The organism is Spiroplasma endosymbiont of Lonchoptera lutea (genome assembly GCF_964019715.1).
In the GTDB taxonomy this organism is placed as follows: domain Bacteria; phylum Bacillota_I; class Bacilli_A; order Mycoplasmatales; family Nriv7; genus Nriv7.
On record NZ_OZ026463.1, the window covers coordinates 736136 to 755629 of the forward strand.

22 protein-coding genes are annotated in these 19494 nt (G+C 25.5%); 4 read left to right on the top strand and 18 right to left on the bottom strand.

From position 1 onward, the window contains the following. Position 1: 1 nt before the first annotated feature. The 4 genes from smpB to AACK97_RS04240 form a co-directional block, all read right to left on the bottom strand. Positions 2-439, bottom strand: a complete 438-nt coding sequence (gene smpB / locus AACK97_RS04225) for an SsrA-binding protein SmpB (protein ID WP_338966776.1) — start codon at positions 437-439, stop codon at positions 2-4. After that, positions 430-2577, bottom strand: coding sequence for a ribonuclease R (gene rnr, locus AACK97_RS04230; protein ID WP_338966778.1), 2148 nt, complete (start codon positions 2575-2577; stop codon positions 430-432). Before rnr ends, smpB begins: the two co-directional genes overlap by 10 nt. A gap of 60 nt (positions 2578-2637) precedes the next feature. Continuing rightward, complete coding sequence (secG, locus tag AACK97_RS04235) at positions 2638-2892, bottom strand: preprotein translocase subunit SecG (protein ID WP_338966779.1); 255 nt, start codon at positions 2890-2892, stop codon at positions 2638-2640. Between the two features lie 337 nt (positions 2893-3229). Then, the gene (locus AACK97_RS04240) at positions 3230-4618 is read right to left on the bottom strand and encodes an Mbov_0401 family ICE element transposase-like protein (RefSeq protein ID WP_338966780.1); all 1389 of its coding nucleotides are present in this window, start codon (positions 4616-4618) and stop codon (positions 3230-3232) included. A gap of 186 nt (positions 4619-4804) precedes the next feature. Here AACK97_RS04240 and AACK97_RS04245 point away from each other — a divergent pair, with 186 nt between their 5' ends. The 3 genes from AACK97_RS04245 (at position 4805) to AACK97_RS04255 (ending at position 9838) form a co-directional block, all read left to right on the top strand. Beyond that, a complete protein-coding gene (locus tag AACK97_RS04245; RefSeq protein WP_338966781.1) occupies positions 4805-5242 on the top strand; it encodes a hypothetical protein in 438 nt (145 codons plus the stop codon). A gap of 184 nt (positions 5243-5426) precedes the next feature. Beyond that, the gene (locus AACK97_RS04250; RefSeq protein WP_338966782.1) at positions 5427-6593 is read left to right on the top strand and encodes a ribosome-inactivating family protein; all 1167 of its coding nucleotides are present in this window, start codon (positions 5427-5429) and stop codon (positions 6591-6593) included. Positions 6594-6649: 56 nt separating this feature from the next. After that, positions 6650-9838, top strand: coding sequence for an ankyrin repeat domain-containing protein (locus AACK97_RS04255; protein ID WP_338966784.1), 3189 nt, complete (start codon positions 6650-6652; stop codon positions 9836-9838). 286 nt (positions 9839-10124) lie between these two features. Here the strand turns inward: AACK97_RS04255 and AACK97_RS04260 are convergent, their stop codons facing one another. The 3 genes from AACK97_RS04260 to AACK97_RS04270 all read right to left on the bottom strand — a co-directional run bounded on the left by AACK97_RS04260 (position 10125) and on the right by AACK97_RS04270 (position 13098). After that, positions 10125-10613: a hypothetical protein gene (locus AACK97_RS04260; RefSeq protein ID WP_338966785.1), complete on the bottom strand. Its 489-nt coding sequence runs from the start codon at positions 10611-10613 to the stop codon at positions 10125-10127. A gap of 61 nt (positions 10614-10674) precedes the next feature. After that, the gene (locus AACK97_RS04265; protein ID WP_338966787.1) at positions 10675-12549 is read right to left on the bottom strand and encodes a hypothetical protein; all 1875 of its coding nucleotides are present in this window, start codon (positions 12547-12549) and stop codon (positions 10675-10677) included. A gap of 270 nt (positions 12550-12819) precedes the next feature. Next, on the bottom strand, positions 12820-13098 hold the full coding sequence (locus AACK97_RS04270) for a hypothetical protein (RefSeq protein ID WP_338966789.1): 279 nt from the start codon (positions 13096-13098) through the stop codon (positions 12820-12822). A gap of 44 nt (positions 13099-13142) precedes the next feature. Here AACK97_RS04270 and AACK97_RS04275 point away from each other — a divergent pair. Then, a protein-coding gene (locus tag AACK97_RS04275) for an IS3 family transposase (RefSeq protein ID WP_338966790.1) occupies positions 13143-14254 on the top strand; the annotation gives its coding sequence in 2 pieces (ribosomal slippage) (positions 13143-13386 and positions 13386-14254; 1113 coding nt in all). Between the two features lie 8 nt (positions 14255-14262). Here AACK97_RS04275 and AACK97_RS04280 read toward each other — a convergent pair. The 11 genes from AACK97_RS04280 to AACK97_RS04330 all read right to left on the bottom strand — a co-directional run bounded on the left by AACK97_RS04280 (position 14263) and on the right by AACK97_RS04330 (position 19445). After that, a complete protein-coding gene (locus tag AACK97_RS04280) occupies positions 14263-14427 on the bottom strand; it encodes a hypothetical protein (protein ID WP_338966791.1) in 165 nt (54 codons plus the stop codon). Between the two features lie 21 nt (positions 14428-14448). After that, entirely contained in the window at positions 14449-14697 is a 249-nt protein-coding gene (locus tag AACK97_RS04285) for a hypothetical protein (RefSeq protein WP_215826579.1), read from the bottom strand. Positions 14698-14699: 2 nt separating this feature from the next. Further along, a complete protein-coding gene (locus tag AACK97_RS04290; RefSeq protein WP_338966793.1) occupies positions 14700-14984 on the bottom strand; it encodes a hypothetical protein in 285 nt (94 codons plus the stop codon). Between the two features lie 6 nt (positions 14985-14990). After that, positions 14991-15974 (bottom strand): hypothetical protein, encoded by a 984-nt coding sequence (locus AACK97_RS04295; RefSeq protein WP_338966794.1) that lies wholly within the window; start codon positions 15972-15974, stop codon positions 14991-14993. 24 nt (positions 15975-15998) lie between these two features. After that, a complete protein-coding gene (locus AACK97_RS04300) occupies positions 15999-16241 on the bottom strand; it encodes a hypothetical protein (RefSeq protein WP_338966795.1) in 243 nt (80 codons plus the stop codon). A gap of 19 nt (positions 16242-16260) precedes the next feature. Further along, positions 16261-16395, bottom strand: a complete 135-nt coding sequence (locus AACK97_RS04305) for a hypothetical protein (RefSeq protein ID WP_338966796.1) — start codon at positions 16393-16395, stop codon at positions 16261-16263. Between the two features lie 11 nt (positions 16396-16406). Then, complete coding sequence (locus tag AACK97_RS04310; protein WP_338966797.1) at positions 16407-16637, bottom strand: hypothetical protein; 231 nt, start codon at positions 16635-16637, stop codon at positions 16407-16409. 164 nt (positions 16638-16801) lie between these two features. Then, positions 16802-17023 (bottom strand): hypothetical protein, encoded by a 222-nt coding sequence (locus AACK97_RS04315; protein WP_338966798.1) that lies wholly within the window; start codon positions 17021-17023, stop codon positions 16802-16804. A 2-nt stretch (positions 17024-17025) separates the two neighbouring features. Next, positions 17026-17352: a hypothetical protein gene (locus AACK97_RS04320; RefSeq protein ID WP_338966799.1), complete on the bottom strand. Its 327-nt coding sequence runs from the start codon at positions 17350-17352 to the stop codon at positions 17026-17028. A gap of 525 nt (positions 17353-17877) precedes the next feature. After that, complete coding sequence (locus AACK97_RS04325) at positions 17878-18957, bottom strand: integrase core domain-containing protein (protein WP_338966800.1); 1080 nt, start codon at positions 18955-18957, stop codon at positions 17878-17880. A gap of 59 nt (positions 18958-19016) precedes the next feature. Continuing rightward, positions 19017-19445 carry a hypothetical protein gene (locus tag AACK97_RS04330; RefSeq protein ID WP_338966801.1) on the bottom strand — a complete coding sequence of 143 codons (429 nt, stop codon included), beginning with the start codon at positions 19443-19445 and terminating at the stop codon, positions 19017-19019. Positions 19446-19494: the final 49 nt, after the last annotated feature.

Genomic DNA, 19494 nt, shown 5'->3' on the forward strand with positions numbered 1-19494 from the left:
TTTATGAAATCTTTTGAATTTTTCGTTCCATATCGCGTTTTTTAATAGTCTCTCTTTTATCATAAAGTTTCTTAGCTTTTGCTAACGCAATTTCAATTTTAACTAAACCCTTACTATTAAAATATATTTTAGTAGGAACTAATTGTAAATTTTGCAATTTTATTTTCGCTTCCAACTTTAAAATCTCTTTTTTGTGTAATAATAACTTTCTTGAACGATTAGGATCCAGTTTAGCACTTGATGCATAAGCATAAGTACTAATATGTAAATTTAAAATTAGTGCTTCTTGATTTCTAATCAAAACATAACTTTCTTGTAATGATACATTAGATTCCCTTAAAGATTTAACCTCAGAACCTTGCAATGCAATTCCAGCTTCATAACTATCTATTAATTCATAATTAAATCGTGCTTTACGATTTGAAGCAATTATTTTCATTGTTTAACCCTACCATTACCATTTTTAGGATCTTTAAGGATAAAATCAATTTTTCTTTCTAACTTACTAGCGTGCTTAACCTCAATATTAACAATTTGTCCAAGATAATATTCTTTTCTTGTTCTTTCACCAACTAAGCGCATTGTTTTTTCATTATAGTTATAATAATCATTTCGCATATCACTAACACGAACCAATCCTTCAATAGTATTTTCTAATTCTACAAAAATCCCAAAATTAGTAACTGAACTAACAATTCCCGAAAATCTTTTTCCAATTTGTGTTTCCATATACTCAGCTTTTTTCATTTGTTCTACTGCTCTTTCACACTCTAATGCTTTCATCTCAGAAATACTAGACTGTTCGGCTTGATTTTGTAAAATCGCTGTATACTTATCAACAATAACATTATTAATTTGTTTTTCAAAAAGATATTTTCTTAACATCCGATGAACAATTAAATCTGGATAGCGACGAATTGGTGATGTAAAATGAGTATAACAGTCACTTGCTAAACCAAAATGCCCAATATTATTAATATCATAACGCGCTTTTTCCATACTTCGTAAAAACAAAGTAGCAACAACTTGAAATCAAGGTTTATCTTTAATATTTTCCAAAGTTAATTGTAAATCTTTAGCATAAACATTCTCAACTTTACCCTTAATGTTATAACCCATTATTTTTAATACATTATACACTTCTCTTAATTTTTTAATTTTTGGTTTATCATGAATGCGATAAATAAATGGCAAATTCATTCAATAAATAGTGCTAGCAACAGTTTCATTAGCACGAATCATAAAATCTTCAATTAACATTTCTGCTGTTGCCCGATTTCTCAAAGTAATATCACTAATTTTACCATTTTGATTAATAATTAATTTAGCTTCATTTAAATTAAAATCAATAACCCCCGCTTGCTCTTTATATTTTCTTAAAATATGATGTAAATCACGAGCAATTAAAAGCATTTGATAAATTTCAGGATGAGTTTTAATAAAATCTGGATTTTGATTACTAAAAGCTAAATTTACTTCATCATACGACATTCTTCGCTTAGTTTTAATAACTGCTGGATATATTTCATTACTAATAGTTTCACCAACAGCATTAATTTCCATTTCACAAACTATCGTTAACCGCATCTCATTTTCATTTAAAGAACAAATACCATTTGATAATTGTGGTGGTAACATCGCAATAACACGATCAACTAAATAAACAGAAGTCCCACGAATAAAAGCTTCTTTATCTAAAGCACTATTCTCAGCAACATAATGTGCCACATCAGCAATCGCAACAAATAATTTATAATTTCCATTATCCAACTTAACAACACTAATAGCATCATCTAAATCTTTAGCATCACTACCATCAATAGTAATAAATAAATTATTTTGTAAATCTCTCCGACCAATTAATTCTTCAGCCATTACCAATGGCGAGATTTTTTTTACTTCATTTAATGTCGCATCATCAAATTTTGTCTTAACAAAAAACTCGTGAACAACAGCGATGACATCAATTCCCGGAGTATTAATATTACCAATAATATCCTGAATTTCTAATGAGACCAATTGATTTTTACTAACAGACACTATTTTAGCAATAACAATTGTATCAATAATTGCCATATTTAAATTAGTAACTACAAGGACTAAATGTTGCAATTTAATATTATTAATTTTTAAAAATTTTGTTTTATTTACTTCATTAAAACAAACAGTAGCGACAACCGTCGTTAAAGGCCTTTTTAATACTTCAATTACTCGAGCCTCAAAATGTCGGGCATCATTTTGCTTAATATTTTTAGTAGCAAATAAAACCTCATCCATATCTAAACAACCATTTAAGTCTTGTGATTTAACAAAATACTCTTGATTATCTTTAGTTTTAATAAAACCAAAACCCTTAGAATGCAGTTGAATAATACCAGTAAGTAATTGATTTTGTAAATTTAAGGAATATTCATTATTACTATTAACTTTTAAAACATCATTAATTACTAATTCTTTAAGTTCCAACACCATTAATTCATATTGTTCTTTATTAGTAATTTCAAGATAATTACTAATTTCTAACTTTGAAAGGGTTCGCTTTTCATTTTTTAAAATATTTAAAATTTTTTGCTTCATATACTCTCCATCAGTCATTAAACTATTAGAACTTTCAAGAACTAATAGTTTAAATAAAAATTATAAAGAATTTTCTAAAATTCTAATAATCATTGAAAGAACAAATAAACAAGATCCACAACCTAACATCATAAATGATAAAGTTCGTGAAAGTCCTCGCTCTTTAGTTTGTGCAAAAAGCTCTTGATTACCACCACTTAATGCTCCTAACCCTGCTTGCGTTTTCTTTGGCTGTAATAGTCCAATAACAATCATTGCAAAACCAACAATTAAAAGAATAATCTCAAAGATTAATAAAATATTTTGTTTACTCATATATTAAACCTCTACTTTTATAAATTTTAATAATTACCTTGTAAATTATATCATAATCTATCATATATGTTTTATGACAATTATTTTACAACTTAAATTAGAAAAAATTGTAATATACCACAGATGTTTTGCACAATCAAGAAAAATTTTAAAAAAAGTCGCGTTTAGTTTTCTTAGGTATTGCTTTGAAGAAGTAAAACAATCAGCTAATTATATTATTTAATTACTAAACTAACCCTGCCTTTCTTGTTATTGTCATTTTTATTCGTTTTCATTTTATCATATTATTGAATTTTTACACAACAAAAAATTATTAATATTATTAAATTTTCACTAATTATCTAAATTTATGTTTTTTATATTTATTGGTATACACCACACCACCTTTATTAATTCAACTATCATCATTTTTATTATTATATTTATTTCATAATGAATTTTTATATATTTCTTTTCTGATTTCTATTTCTGAATTAATATTTTCATTAATATAATGCAATACATTTAATTTGTTTAAATTTGCCATTCTTAAATGTAATAGGTTATTTAAATTCTTATGATTATATATTTTTGCTCCATATCCTAATTGTTGTTTTACTAAATGCGATACATCACTTTCAATGCTGCAGCCAATATTTCATTCTAAATTTTGATTATGAATACCTTGCTTATTGTTTTTGAAATAATTACTTGCCTTTCTTAAATTTGTTTTAATATCTTTATTTAACTCATTTTTAGCAATATTACGAATGTTTTTCACTAATTCTTGATGATTTCCATCCTTATATAATTTAATTCAACTATTTAGTGTTACTTTACGATTTTCAAAAATAATATTAAATGCAGTTTGTTTTAATTTTTTAATAGCGTGATAACCATCTAAAATATATCTAACATTACCGAAACTATTGGCAATTTCTCTAATTCAAGTATCGCCATCGCCACAAATAATTATTTTGTCATAATTAATATTTACATAATGTTTTTGTAATTCTTTAATTAATAAATCACGATAATCCATCGTGTTTATTCGTTTACCAACTTTTAACATTAGAAAATGACCTCGTTTGTTTTCTAGTTCTCTACGAGCATTTTTATAATTTTTTTCTTTATGTCCAGTATGAAAAGTAACTAAACGAATTCTTTGGTCTTGTTTAATTTTATTATCTAATGTCGCTAAAAATGTTTCATCTAGCTGAATATATAAATCTTTATTTTTAACATCAATTCTAGTTTTAGTTTCTTTTTCTGCTAGTTGAAAATATTCGGTAATATTGTATTTATTTAAAATTCTTGAAATACTAGATTTTGAAATATAAGAATGATTTAGAGCATCTAAAACATCGCGATATCGTTTGCCATCACCCAAAAGACTTAAAACTTTAAATTGGACATCAAAATAAATGCGTTGTTTGGGCAATAAACCAATTTCTTTATCTAACAAACATACATATTCGAATTTACCTGATTTTTGATTTCAATATTTATATCGGCGTCGCTTAAAAGTAACATCACCAAAAATTGTAATAATTGTTCTTAAAGCAAAATGAACTACTTTATAACCTTGTTTTAACCGATAATGATATTTATATAAGTATTCATCTAATTTTTCATATTCATTAGCTAATTGTTCGCATTTGTTGGTGTACATATTTTTGTGGGTTGTAAATAAACTAAATCAATGCTTGTTTTCTGAGGTTTTTACATTATTAATAATTTTTAACATAATAAATTACCTTTCTTGATAGTAACTTTAACAAATTTTAGTATTCAATAAACTGAAAAAATGATAAAAATTATTATTTGATGATTTATAATTAATTTGTGTTAATTAAATTTTATAAATTTAAGGGGGGTCGATACTATAAAAATTTATTAGTTAGCAAAAATTCACGAAAAGGATTTGATTAATATGAAAAAACTTTTAGGATTGTTAGGAACAATTTTAATAACTGGTAATGCACTATCAACCGTCACTGCAGTTGCTCCTAATCGAAAACAAAGAACAAAAAATAAATTATTAAATAGTGAGCTTAATTATTCACAAACAAATAATTTAGAAAAATTAATTAGAAATAAAAGACAAAACAACAAAGACATATCAACTACTCCAAAAATACAAGATGAACAACAATCCCAATCTTCAAAAAATACAGATAGCCAAACTGATATTCTTGATCCATTAAGAAGTATTAATATGGGGGGACTTATAAGCAAAGACCTTGATAATAAAGATAATAAAACAATTATTTCTAAATTAGAAGAATTAGAACCCAAAATGGCTAATTGAATTAAAGAACAACAAAATAACAAAGAAAAAATATTAATATTAACATTAATTAAAAAATAGTAATAATAAAAGTATAAAATTAGTAATTAATCTAAATAATCTTTATTTACTAGGATTTATTAATAATCAAAATAAGTATTTTTATTTTGATGATGAACTTCTAGAAACAATAAGACAAGCTAATCAAAACGAAATTACCAAACTGGGAAATTTAAAAACTGATTTAGAAAATTTTAAAAAATTAATGATAGAAAAGAACAAAAACAATGAGAAAAAAGAAAAATTAGAGTGAAAAATTAAAGAAAAACTTAATAAATTAAAAATATTAGAAAAATGAAAAGAAGAATTAAAACAAGTAAAAAAACCAGAAGAAATTAAAAAAATAGAAGAAAACATTAAAGATATACACAAAATAATCGAAGAGAAAATCAATAATACAAAAGTTTTAAATAAATTAAATAAAGAATTAATTGAAGCAAAAAAATCAAAAAATAAGCAACAAAGTGATAAAATAAATCAAGAAATAGAAAAATTAAAAAAAGCAATAGGATTATTATCTATTTCTCCAATAAATTATAATAACGACAAAAAATACTTAGAAACAAAAATTCTTAATTTACAAGGTAATAGTTTAAAAGCTGATGAACAAAAAATTAAAGCTTTAAATAAAGCAGTAATTCAAAAATATAATTGTCAAAAAACTAATTTAAATTATACAGGAGCATATTCAGAAGATGGATTAAATGTTGTAATAAAAGAGAAAGACAAATCAACTAAAGGAAAAGATATTATTCTTTCGAAAAATACTTTAAATAATGTAATTTCAAATTTATCAAATTACGATAATAAACAAGAAAATCAAACAATAAAAATTGATTTAGTAAGAATGATTTTTATTACAAGTGAAGCCATAAGGTTTCAATGTGATGAAAAAACTTTAGAAATTTTTGCAGAAATCAAAAATATTGATAAATATGGAAAAATAATATATGATGCTAAAAATCTAAAAGATATCCAAAAAATATTTAACGAAAATCAAACAATAAATTTAAAAAAAATTATACATGAGAGTAAAAATATATTAAGAGATATTCAAGAAAAAATATTTAACGAAAATCAAACAATAAATTGAAAAGATTATACATCACAATTAAGAGGCGATTGAAAAAAATATTCAGAACAATTAAATAAATTTAGAATAGAAATTTGAGAACAGTTAATAAAAGAGAAAAAGTTTTTTGATTTTTTTTATAAAAATCAGGATGAGATTAATGAAATACTGGAGACAGGCAATGAAATCAATAGAATAATAGAAACAGATTCTATAATTAATGAAATATTAATAAAACTAAAAAATTTATTTGACAGAGAAGAAAATAAAGATTTTAAAGAAATGGAATATTTTTTTTAAAATGATGAAAAAATATTTTAGAAAACAAAAAAAATGTAAATAATTCCATTTATCAAATGGAAAATGTATTAAAAAATAAAACTAAAATTAAAAGTGGAAATAATTTTAATTTACAAAAAATAAAATTTAATTTTTTTAATAAAGGTAATGGTGTTATTTTATCTATTTCTATTAATAAAAATAATTTAGAACTTACTAAATTATTAATTATATTAAATAATAAAAATTCAGAAATGATTAATGATTTTTTAATGGATTGATCACCGTTACAATATGCAATATTCCATGGCAATCTAGATATTGTGAAATTATTGCTTGAAAATGGTGCCAATATTAATCTACAAAATAATAATGGTAATAATGCTTTAATCACAGCAGTAGAAAATGGCCATACAGATATTGTGAAATTATTGCTTAAAAATGGTGCCGATATCAATCATCAAAATAAATTTGGTATAACTCCTTTAATTACAGCAGCAACTTATGGCGAACTAGATATTATGAAATTATTACTTGAAAAAGGTGCCAATATCAATCATCAAAATAAATTTGGTATAACTCCTTTAATTACAGCAGCATCTCATGATAAGCTAGAAATTGTGAAATTATTACTTGAAAATGGTGCTACCATCAATCTTACAGACAAAAACGGTAATACTGCTTTAATTACAGCAGCAACTTATGGAAAATTAGATATTGTGAAATTATTACTTGAAAAAGGTGCTGCCATCAATCTTACAGACGAAAACGGTAATACTGCTTTAATTACAGCAGCAACTTATGATTATGAAAAGATTGTGAAATTATTGCTTGCAAATGGTGCTATAAATAGTCATCTAGTAAAGAATAGTAATACTCCTTTACTTGCGGCAGGAAATACTCAAATAGAAATTTTAAAATTATTACTTGCAAATGGTGCCGATATTAATCTACAAAATAATAATGGTAATAATGCTTTAATCACAGCAGTAGAAAATGGCCATACAGATATTGTGAAATTATTGCTTAAAAATGGTGCCGATATCAATCATCAAAATAAATTTGGTATAACTCCTTTAATTACAGCAGTAGAAAATAGCCATACAGATATTGTGAAATTATTACTTGCAAAAGGTTTTAATATCAATCTTACAGACAAAAACGATAATACTTCTTTAATTATTGCTTTAATTACAGCAGCAACTTATGATTATGAAAAGATTGTGAAATTATTGCTTAAAAATGGTGCCGATATCAATTTGCAATTAAAACATAATGGTAATACTGCTTTGATTGCAGCAGCATCTTTTGGGAACATAGAAATTGTGAAATTATTACTTGCAAATGGTGCTGATATTAATCTACAAAATAATAACGGTAATACTGCTTTATATTATACAATATGTAACGATTATATAGAAGTTAAAGATCTTTTAAAAAATTTTCAGGATTTAAAAAATAAAATAGAATTATTTAAGAAACAACTAAAAAAACCACAAAATAAAGAACAAATAACAAAAATTGAAAAGGATTTACAAGAATCTCAAAAAAAATTAGAAACATTATTACAACCAGCAAATAATGAAATAAGACAAAACCAATCTACTGAATCTAATAGCAACAGTAATACAAATGTTTCTGGATATCAATCACAAGATACCACAAATGAAACACAAAACCAAAATACTAAAACAACAAATCAAAATAATCTGTATGATGTGCCATCGGATAATAGTTGTTTGTTTTGGGCGGTATCAACATCTTACTTATTGCAAGTGAGAAATAATAACGAAGAATTTAGAAGCCGATTTATCCAATTATTCGGTAGCTTGCAGCTGAGTTATTTATCATATGTACAAAATTTATTGCAACAATTTGATGTAGAAAATAATACAAATACGCAAACTTGATATCAAGATCAAATAGCAAATAATTTAGTTATAAATGTCTTTCGTAATCGCGTTGTTGATTATATAAGAGATAATTTAGACAATCCCACACAAATAAATTCAGGGACAAATCAGATCGAAACATTTCGCAGTGCAATTCAGATAAGCGAAAATGAAATTGATACTAATTACTTAGAAAGAATGAGACAATCTTCAGCGTGAGGTGGACAACTAGAAATTTTGGCGATTGGCAATCTGTTAGGTTCTAATATTAATGCAAACAACCGAAACATATTTGCAACAAATAATCCAACCGAAAACATACAAATATTTCATGTTAATAATGGAACTCACTATAATTTTGCTTTGTCAAAACATACAATTGAAGGAAGCGGTATAAATTCAGAAGAAAAAACTACAACTGTTCAAAATCAACAAAAACTAATAGAAGCAGAACAACCTAAAAAAAATGTAGTAATTTCAAATCAATCTGCTGGCAGTAATAATACAAATGTACCTGTAGCAAATAAACCAATAAACAAAAATATTGTAAATTCACAAACAAAAACTACAAAGATAATAAATAAATATAATTATCTTTCAAAAGACGAAAAATTAAAAAGATTAAATGAAATTAATCGTTATTATCAAACATTATCTGAAAATGATAAAAAAACTTTTAAAGAAAAATTAACAAATACTGGATTAGCAGCTTTAAGTGGGGGTACATTAACAGCTTATGGAACAAAAATGACTGTTAGTGGTACCGCCGCTACTAGTGTCACAAATGCAGAAGCAATGGAAATGACTCCGCTCTTATCAACAAGCACAACAGAAAGCTTATCCGCCGCAGAAACAATTACTGTTGCCGAAACAGCAGCAGTTGAAGGCGGAGTTATAGCGGGAGAAACTGGTACTGCTGCCGCTTTAGCTCCGGAAACTCTAGGGCTATCCTTAGTAATTGGAGGATTAGCAATTGCAGGAACATGAATGTATTTTGCTTTTCATCATCATGCAACATCTGATATTGCGTTGCCAACTTCAATTCATCATAATGTTTATGATAACATTGAAAAATGATATAAATTTCTAGCCCATGATAAATTAAAAATTAAAATTAACAAAAACACATGAAATGAAATTAAACAAAATAAAAATTCACAAGCAACCATTACTAAAATTATTAAAAATAAATTTATTATAAATGACCATTCTGGCTGGGGCGGGAGTGTCACAAATGAAGATTTCAATACTCTCGTAAAAGTAATGCTGCTTCATTTTGAACAAATAAATGGTTATTTTGAAATATTAGATAATGAAAATGATGGTTTTGTCATTATAACCAACACTGAAGGCGATTGACTAGGAATAGAATAAAATTTAACATTATTAATTAAAAAATTAAAATATTTCTTATATGTGTTATGCATAAATAGCCCGACTTCAAATTTTAATTTTAATATATTTGTTAATTATCTAATTTAAATTAAGATTAAAAATATTTTTACTAAAGCAGTATTTAAACTTAAATACTGCTTTTTTATTTTGTCAAAATAGAAAAAATGAAAAAGTTGTTTAAGAAGAGTATTGTCATAATTAAAAACCATCTTTCTCTAGGCAGTAATTTTAACATTTTATATATTTTTATTAATTAAATAATGAATTAATTGTTGTCTTTTTTTGTATGAAATTTTTTAATATGAAATTTGTTTGAACCGGGATAACTATATTCTTGTATTGTTATTTTTACATCTTTAATTTTTTTAGCAGTATAAAAATATTCAATATTTGTTTTTTGAAAATCTTTATCAAAAAATTCTCTTTCTTCTGGGGTGCTGTTTTCTTTTTTATAATTATAAATTTCTTTAATTTCTTTAAATACTGGTTCATTGGTAAAGACAGCAAACCCTCTAGTATTTTCTCCATAATTTTTTATTTCTAAAGGTAATTGCTCTTTTACTGAGTCAATATTAATATATACTGGGTCACTGCCTTTTTTATACAATGATTGTAAATAACTGTTATTTATTTCTGAAAATTTTAAGTCATATATTTTATATTGAACTTGTTGTGTTTCGTTTTCTTTTTTAGAACAACCAACTATTGGTAATATTGTTAATGTCGAAAGAGTTATTATATTTAAAATTTTCATTATTTTAATTCCTTTATTACTTTATTTTTTCAATATATATATATATATATATATATATATATTACACGAAAATCCTTAATATCATTAGAAAAATGGCAAAACCGATTAAAAATTGAAAGGTATAGTAAAAAGCTGGTACTGTTTTAAAAACTGGAAAAATCGCGGTTGAAAAGTTAACTGTTGTTTTTGCAATAATTGCTAACGGGCGTAAAATTGTAATGATTCGTGACGCTGTCAGCATTCAGTTTATCATTTTGATACCAGCATTTTGAAGGGCACATCCAATATCATTAAAAGTTGGTATTCATCGTCCAGAATATTTACAATTTGCTGGTGGAATTAAATCGTCTCATTCACTGTTATTTGAACCATCAGGGATAAAGGCTGTTGAATTTAAGACATTAAAGTCATAAATTTTAAAATTGTAGTTAGAGATATTATCTTTGTGATAAAGCGGAAAGGTTAAGGTAAAAATATTAATACCATAACGAATATCAATATCGGTATTGAGGTAATTGATGCTGTTAGCAGTCTTGCTGGTTGGCAAGGTAATTAGTTTATTATCATAGGATTTTAAGACATTAAAATCAATTCGGTAGATACTATTATTGTTTTTAAAGGCATCATAATTCTCTTGATGCGTTTTTTTGTCAAAAGTAAAGAAATAACTTCTTAGTAATAGTTCTGAGTTTCCTATAATATTTACTAAGTATTTTTTGGGATAAAAGGTAATTAATGAACGGTAAAAGAAACCGATTTGAATAAAGTAATTTTTGTTGTAATTATCTACACACTTAAAATCAATTTCGGTGTAAGTTTTTTCGTCCATATCAAAAGTAGCATAAAATAAACTGGAAAAGAAGTTGCCAAGGATTTCATAGATTTCGTCAAAAACATTTTTGTAATCGCTGTTGTTAATACTAGGAATGTTATTTTTAAAATATAGGTAAATATCATTTCGTAAATCTGGGTCATAACGTAGAAAACTAAATCTAACATTAAGGTAATTTAAAGTACCAAAAAGATACTTAATTAGGCAATAATCGTTAGCGTTTGCAGTATCATATTTTCAGATTTCCTTTTCACCGTGTAGCAATTGTAAATACTTATTTCCGGCAATTATAGTTTTGTTAAATGCCTGAATTTTCAAAACATTCTCATTTATTACATTTTTATTACTAGAAGTCTTGTGATAAAAATAGCTCTCGTCTTTAAAACCATGATTTTTAATGGTGAATTCTTTATAGTAACCTTTTTCTAAAGTGTCAATGAAATTAAATATTGGTGTTCAATAGAGATAAGAGTAATTAAATTTATCAAAATCACCACGGTGAATCATTAAATAGTCAAGATTATCAATAACATCACTATAGTTATGGTTGCCGTCAAATTTGGTGGTTGTTTCTGGCAAATCAATGTCCGTACTTGGTTTAGTTTCTAATTTTGCTAAAAATTTTTTAATATGAAATTTGTTTGAACCGGGATAACTATATTCTTGTATTGTTATTTTTACATCTTTAATTTTTTTAGCAGTATAAAAATATTCAATATTTGTTTTTTGAAAATCTTTATCAAAAAATTCTCTTTCTTCTGGGGTGCTGTTTTCTTTTTTATAATTATAAATTTCTTTAATTTCTTTAAATACTGGTTCATTGGTAAAGACAGCAAATCCTCTAGTATTTTCTCCATAATTTTTTATTTCTAAAGGTAATTGCTCTTTTACTGAGTCAATATTAATATATACTGGGTCACTACCTTTTTTATACAATGATTGTAAATAACTGTTATTTATTTCTGAAAATTTTAAGTCATATGTTTTATATTGAGTTTTTCTTTTATTTCTAACTAATTGCACTGCCGTTTTCTCGTTGTTAATGTTTGGTGGAATAGTAAAAATGTTATTGAAACTAATAGTTAGCACGGTAAATATTTTCATAAACATTTTTATCACTCCTTTTTAAAATATTTTATTTTTCATTATTCTTTTAGCTTTAATTTTTTAATAAGTCACTCAATGATACAGTTCATAATTACCGCTATTGTAATGCATATATCTAAATATCCTAGTATCATAAGTGAAATTAATGCTTCAAATTTTTCATATAATAATTTCAAATCATTAATTCCCAATTTTAAAAATGGAATGAAAAAGATAATAATCATAAAAATGTAAGGCAAAATTCTCCATCAATATTTTTTAAAAGAATTAATTAGTTTGTTTGATTTCATTTTTCAAGGCTTTTTTTGCTTTAATTTTTTGAATAGTAAAGCGGATTAATTTTTCAAATTTAATTGCAAAATATATTGCTCCGCCTCATCAAAAAACAAATATTCCGGCGAGCATAATAACACTATTGAACTTACCAAAAAAATCAACCATTTCTTTATTCATAAAATCATTAAATTCGTCACTTGTTCCAGTTATTCATTTAGTATCTATTACTGTTAATGCACAAATTGGATAGGCTACAATAAGTTGGACCATAATTATATAGACTTCAAAATTATTAAGAAAGAAGGAATATAAAAATGGGAAATAAAACCTCATACTCTGAAGAATTTAAAAAACAAATTGTAATGCTATACAAAAATGACAAAAGTGTTATTAATTTAGGGAAAGAATATAATTTACCAAAACCAACTATTTATAATTGAATTAAAAATTATAATAATTCTGGGTCATTTAAAGCAAAAGATAATCGCACTGTCGAAGAAAATGAATTAATTTACTTGCGAAAAGAAAACCAACAATTACGAATGGAAAATGACATTTTAAAGCAAGCAGCACTGATAATCGGGAAAAAATAACAATAATTAATAACAACAAAAATAAATATTCAGTGAGGAAAATATGTAAGATTTTAGGTTTACTAAAATCAACATATTATTATCAAACTAATAAATGCACCAAGTTTGATGTTAATAATTATGAACAAGAAGTTATCAGTGCATTTAATAAAAGTCGCAAGATTTATGGTGCTCGTAAAATTAAAGCTGTTTTAATAAGAAAAAATATCATTTTATCACGACGAAAAATCCGATTCATTATGATCAAAAATAATTTGGTTTCTAAATACACCAAGTTAAAATATTGTAATCATAAAAAAACAGTTAATAATGACGAAATTAATAATGTTTTAAATCGTCAATTTAATGACAAAAAACCAAATGAAGTTGTTGTTAGTGATTTAACATATGTTCAAGTTGGCACTAAATGACATTATATTTGTTTATTAATTGACTTGTTTAATCGCGAAGTAATTGGCTATAGTGCTGGACCAAATAAAACTGCTGAATTAGTTCAACAAGCTTTTCACAAGATAACACGACCATTAAATAAAATAACTTTATTTCATACTGATCGTGGTAATGAGTTTAAAAATAAAATTATTGATGAAATTTTAATAACCTTTAAAATTAAAAGATCATTAAGCTCCAAAGGATGCCCATATGATAATGCTGTTGCTGAAGCAACTTACAAAACCTTTAAAACCGAATTTATTAACGGTAAAAAATTTGCAAACTTAACACAACTAAAATGCGAACTATTTGATTTTGTTAATTGATATAACAATATTCGAATTCATGGCAGTTTAAATTATTTAACTCCCGTTGAATTTAGAAAATACCAGTCTACATAAAAAGTGTCCTAAAAAGGGTTGCCAATCCAAATTAATAAACTTATAAAGATGAAAATGATACTTAATACTATTTTTAACCACCGCTTTTTAAAAGAATTTTTAATTCTTAATTTTAATGGCATTTTTTCTTTTGAATTATCTTTTTTAAATAATTTTCCTAAAAGTTTCTTCATTTTAATTTTCCTTTCATATTTTTATCGTCCTTTAATCACAATAAATAAAGCAATAAGTACACAAGTAACACCAAGAATGGTAAAAATTGGGTGTTGCGAAAATGTCCGAGCCATTGGTTTAAATAGTTCTAAAATTGTTAAATTGCTAGTAATAAACTTTTGGAAATTGGCAAGTCCCTCGCTAATATAGTTCGTTAAAGTTTCAAAATGACTACCAGCCAACAATCCAAGAACAGTTATTAAGATAAAAATAATAATTAGTTTAAACATTTTTAGTTACCTTGTTTTGTTTTTATTGGTTTTATTTGTTTTTTAGCTTTTCCTCATGCACTTAAACGCCCCTTATTTTTAACAGCATATTGGCGTTGTTTTTCTAAATTAATTTGTTGACTGCCAAATCCAAGAATGATTGCCATAAGAAACTCTACAGCCAGTGTTAAGAATAAAGGAAATATCAGTTGAATATTCGTTCCCGGCACTTCTAAACTTCAAATTAAGTCAAAAACTTTATAAAGCATTTGAGCGAGAAAGTCGGCCATTTTTGCGAGATTTTCCATTTTTTATTATTCCTTTTCTTTCATTTTTCTTAAAAATTTGCTGAATTTATCCATTTTTAAGTATTCTAAGTCTTCTAAATCAATTGCTGTGTCATTATAGTATTTATCTTCATAGTCAGGATTTACTTTTGAATTTAAGTAATCTCTTAAAAACGCTAGGTAAAAAGAATTGTAAGTGTTTAATATTGGTAGAGGAATTTTTAGTTTAAAAAAATAAATATCAAGTTCAGGAATATCACGGTATTTAATGCGACGACCCTTTTTACTATTTTTAGCATCAATTAAAGTGTTTCGTCAGCGTTCATATTCTTCAATACTAGTAAAGGTGCCATAGATGACTTTTAAGTAGGGGCGAAAAATATTAACGGGTTTTTTACGAATGCCCACAATCACATTATTGGCAATATCACGAACTTTAACTCAAATATGTTTATCTCTTTGACCGCTAGCTAGCACAATATGACCGAAATGGCGTGCCAGAGCGAAATATTCTTGAATACCGGTTTCTTCGTTTTTGGTATTATTTTTTTCTCAATCAGTTCCTTCTAAAAATAAGTTGGTTTCATCTCATAAAAGTAAGGTTTTGTCTGGCAATACCGGATAATCAAAATCTAATAATCCCATATGTCCTAAACTTAATTTTTGGGTTTCTAGTAATGGAAATGTTGATGCGATATGATATTTCTTCTTTTTTAATAATTTTGATGCGTATACTAGAAAGGCGGTTTTTCCAGTTCCTAATGAACCAATAACAATATTTAATGGTGAATTTTTTAAGAAATTAATAACTTTGTTAATTTGTGTTAAATTACTGATTTTAAAAATAAAAATTAAAATACAACCTGCTAAAAATAAATAACTTACAATGTTTTTAAAATAACCGTTGTAAATATATCAAATTGCTCCTCAATGTCATAAAATTAAAAATGAGGTGCGATTCAATTCAATAAAATGGTTATTTTTTTCTATTATTCATTTGCAAAATTTCATCTTGCACCTCACTTTATTTTTTTGTTAGCGTACAGCTCCAAGTAATTTTTCAAACATTTTAAAGCAAATAAAGAATATTGCCAAAATAAATGGAAAAATGAATATTCAGTAGTCAACAAAGAAATTACCGACTTGTGGCATATTAACAGCAATAATTTCCCACATTTTAGTAAACGCTGTTATAATCGCATTTCATAATTTAGTCATCGCGTCACTAGCTGTTATCTTTGTTACTGCTGGTGCTTCTGTTAAGAAAGTTCCAATCATATAATCACCCCCTTTCTTTTTAAAACATTCATCATTTATATTCAAAGTTTTTCTTAAATTTATTAAAACCACGATTAACCTTAACACGACTGTATTTTTTACTAATTAATTTTGAATTTCTTTGTGAATGCATTACAATGTAACTTCTTGACATTACTTTTGTTTCTATCTAAATACTGATATGGTTTTTCAAAGTAGCATTAGAATAAACCACACCATAATCGCTGTTAAGAATCAAAAAGCAATGTTTGCCATTAAAAGTCAAAGTGTTTCTTGGGTTAAATCAATTTCTTTACCACCACTAATATGGGCCGGAATATTTGTAATTTGGATAAACAAATCTCAGAAAGTTTGTTTAATTTGTTCTCAATTAAATTCTTTTAAATTTACTGTCATTTTTTATCTCCCAAAAATCATTTTTATTGGTAAATACATAATTGAAATTAATGCGAAAAGAAAAGTAATGATAATAATTAATCCGGCAATAAATGCAACTTGTGCAGGCATTTTTTCTATCGGAACAAACAGTTCTAAAAATTCCATAATAATTTTTCAAAACATTATTTTTTATTCTCATTATTTTCTTTTGAATTAGGAGCTTTAACTCATTCTTCAAAGCGAGCAATAAATACTTTTTCGTCTTTTGTGAAATTACCAGTATTATTTTTAATGGCATTTTTAAATTTAATTCGCATTTTTATTTTGGCATAAATTTTATAAGCAAAATACGCCAATAGCATTATGCAAGTGATAATAAATATTAATCAAATCACAATATTCATTTTTAAACTCCTTTAAAATAGTTATAATTTATATCTTTTTTATTGTTTTCTTTTTCGGCAATGAAGAAGCCTAATAATTCTTGGCCTTTAATTAACTTGATTTCTTGCTCTTGTTGATTAATTGAAATTACTTGATATTTACTATCTTTTATTATTCCAATGCAAATTGAATTTTCGTATTTTCCTTTATAAACAAATCGCTTTGGAAACCAAATACCGATTTGTTCATTAAATCACGGAATTTTTGGTGCTTTAATAAGCATTGCGTTTTGTGTTTCTTTTAAAAGATATTTTTTAGTATTTAAGAAAATGTTTTCAATGTTTTTCATAGTAAATTACCTTTCTTATTTGTTATAAACTAAGTTATATTAACTAAGTTAGTTAACTTAGTTTTTTAAACACTTATATATCGCAGATTTAAGTGTTTAACAAGCTTTGTTATTTAATTTTGTTTTTTAATTAGATAAAGATTTTAATAATTTTAAACTTAGCATACCCCTATATAGAAATTTCTACACTTTAACATCCGCATCCTACCCTTGGAACTAATTTAATAGCGTGTATATTTTTAGGAAATCCACCCATTCATTTTTTTATTGCAAAACGAAACAAATTGCTATAGCTAATAGGATGTTATCTATTAACTGGTAAACTTCTTTTGGTTATGGCGACCACCCACAATTTATCGTGCTTTAATACATACCAACATTATTAATTCACTTGTATTTAATTTTCAAAGAACAAACTTTTAACACCTTATAAAATAAAAAGACAATCATTACTGACTGTCTTAATACTTATTCAAATCTTTTCCTACCTAACAAAACTTTATGCGTCCTTTAAAAAAGGAGAAATTAATTTATTAATTCTTGTAATTTTTGAAATGGTGATTTATTTTGTAATGCTGAATGACAGCGTTGGAAGTTGTAATAGTAATAATATTGATTTAAGAAATGTTGTAGTTCGTTTTGATTTATTTTTTTATCCTTAGCATAAAATAATTTGGTATAATGTTGATGAAACCGTTCGATTTTACCGTTACTCTGTGGCGAACGAATTGGAGTGGTTTCATGGGTAACACCGTTCCTTGAAAGAAAGGCTGTAAAAGGCCTTTCTTTTACTTTGTATGCTTTTTTATTACTTCAATTAGTGGTGATAAATTCCGGAGCATTATCAGTGCGAAGGCGTTTAATGGTTATGCCAAGTTCGCTAAAATCTTTCATTGCTCTTTGCACGGCGTTAATCGCGTTATTGGTTCCTAAACTATCATAAACATAACCAAATACTATGCGTGTCATTTCATCAATGAAATCATAAATATAATACTTTTTATCAACCGGAAAATTTGATGTGGTAATGATTTTGGCATCCATTTGTAAAAGACCAATCTCAGAGACTTCATAACGCTTAAAATGACGTTTTGTTTGTTTGATTTGTTGTTTTAATTCTTTTCATCGAGAGTCAGATTTAATTCAGCGATAAAAGGTTTTAATATTTTTCGGAATTTCTGCAGTTTTAATATCGTGAAAACCCATTTTTAAATTGTTAAATAAAGACCACATTCCACCAGCTTGAATATTTCTATAATCAAAATATAAATCACATATTTTTTCACGAGAATTTAAATCATATTGATAACTAATTTTTTTAGGTTTTGTATATTTGAAAATTAAACTATTAAAATCATCATTTTGATAAGCATCAAGAATTTTATTAGCTCATTGATAAAATGTATTTCGTATACCGTGAAAATGCTTTTTTACTAATTTATTTAAAGTTATTGGTTCTAAATAAAATTGATTACATAAATTTAAATAACTAGTAACTCGTTTTTTAGTTTTGTGATAATGTTTGTGGTTATAAATTGTTGTTAATCAACTTTGTACTTTTGCTTTTAAATCTGCTAAATCAGCTTGGGAAATAATATATTTCATTTTTAAACTCCTTAAATTAAGAAAATCGTATTAAAAAATACGATTTTCAAGAATATTTATTAAATTACTAAATTTTTATTAGGCATTTCCGCTGAGAATGAAGTTATACTATAAGATAATCCTATTGATTTAGTAAATGTTATCTTAACATTAATTATCTCAGAAATCTCATAACCAAAATCTGAATCTAAATAACTAAAATCATCGTAAGTTTTTTTAACACCATTATTTTTATAAAAATTAATTCAATCTTTATTTTTATTACCCAGAGATAAACTAAAAATGCGAGTTTTTTTAATTTCAAGTGGTAAATCTATGTTATCTTGAAATTTAATTTTAGCTCCACCGCCAATTTTGCTAGGAATTAAAAAACTATTATAAATATTAGAAAACTCTAAATCATATTTTTTTAAATCGCTGTTATTTTTACTACATCCAGAAATAAACATTACACATACTAAATTTAAAGCTGATAAAAATTTTCACATAACAAAAATCCTCCTTTCAAAGGAATTATATTTTATATAAAAATATTGG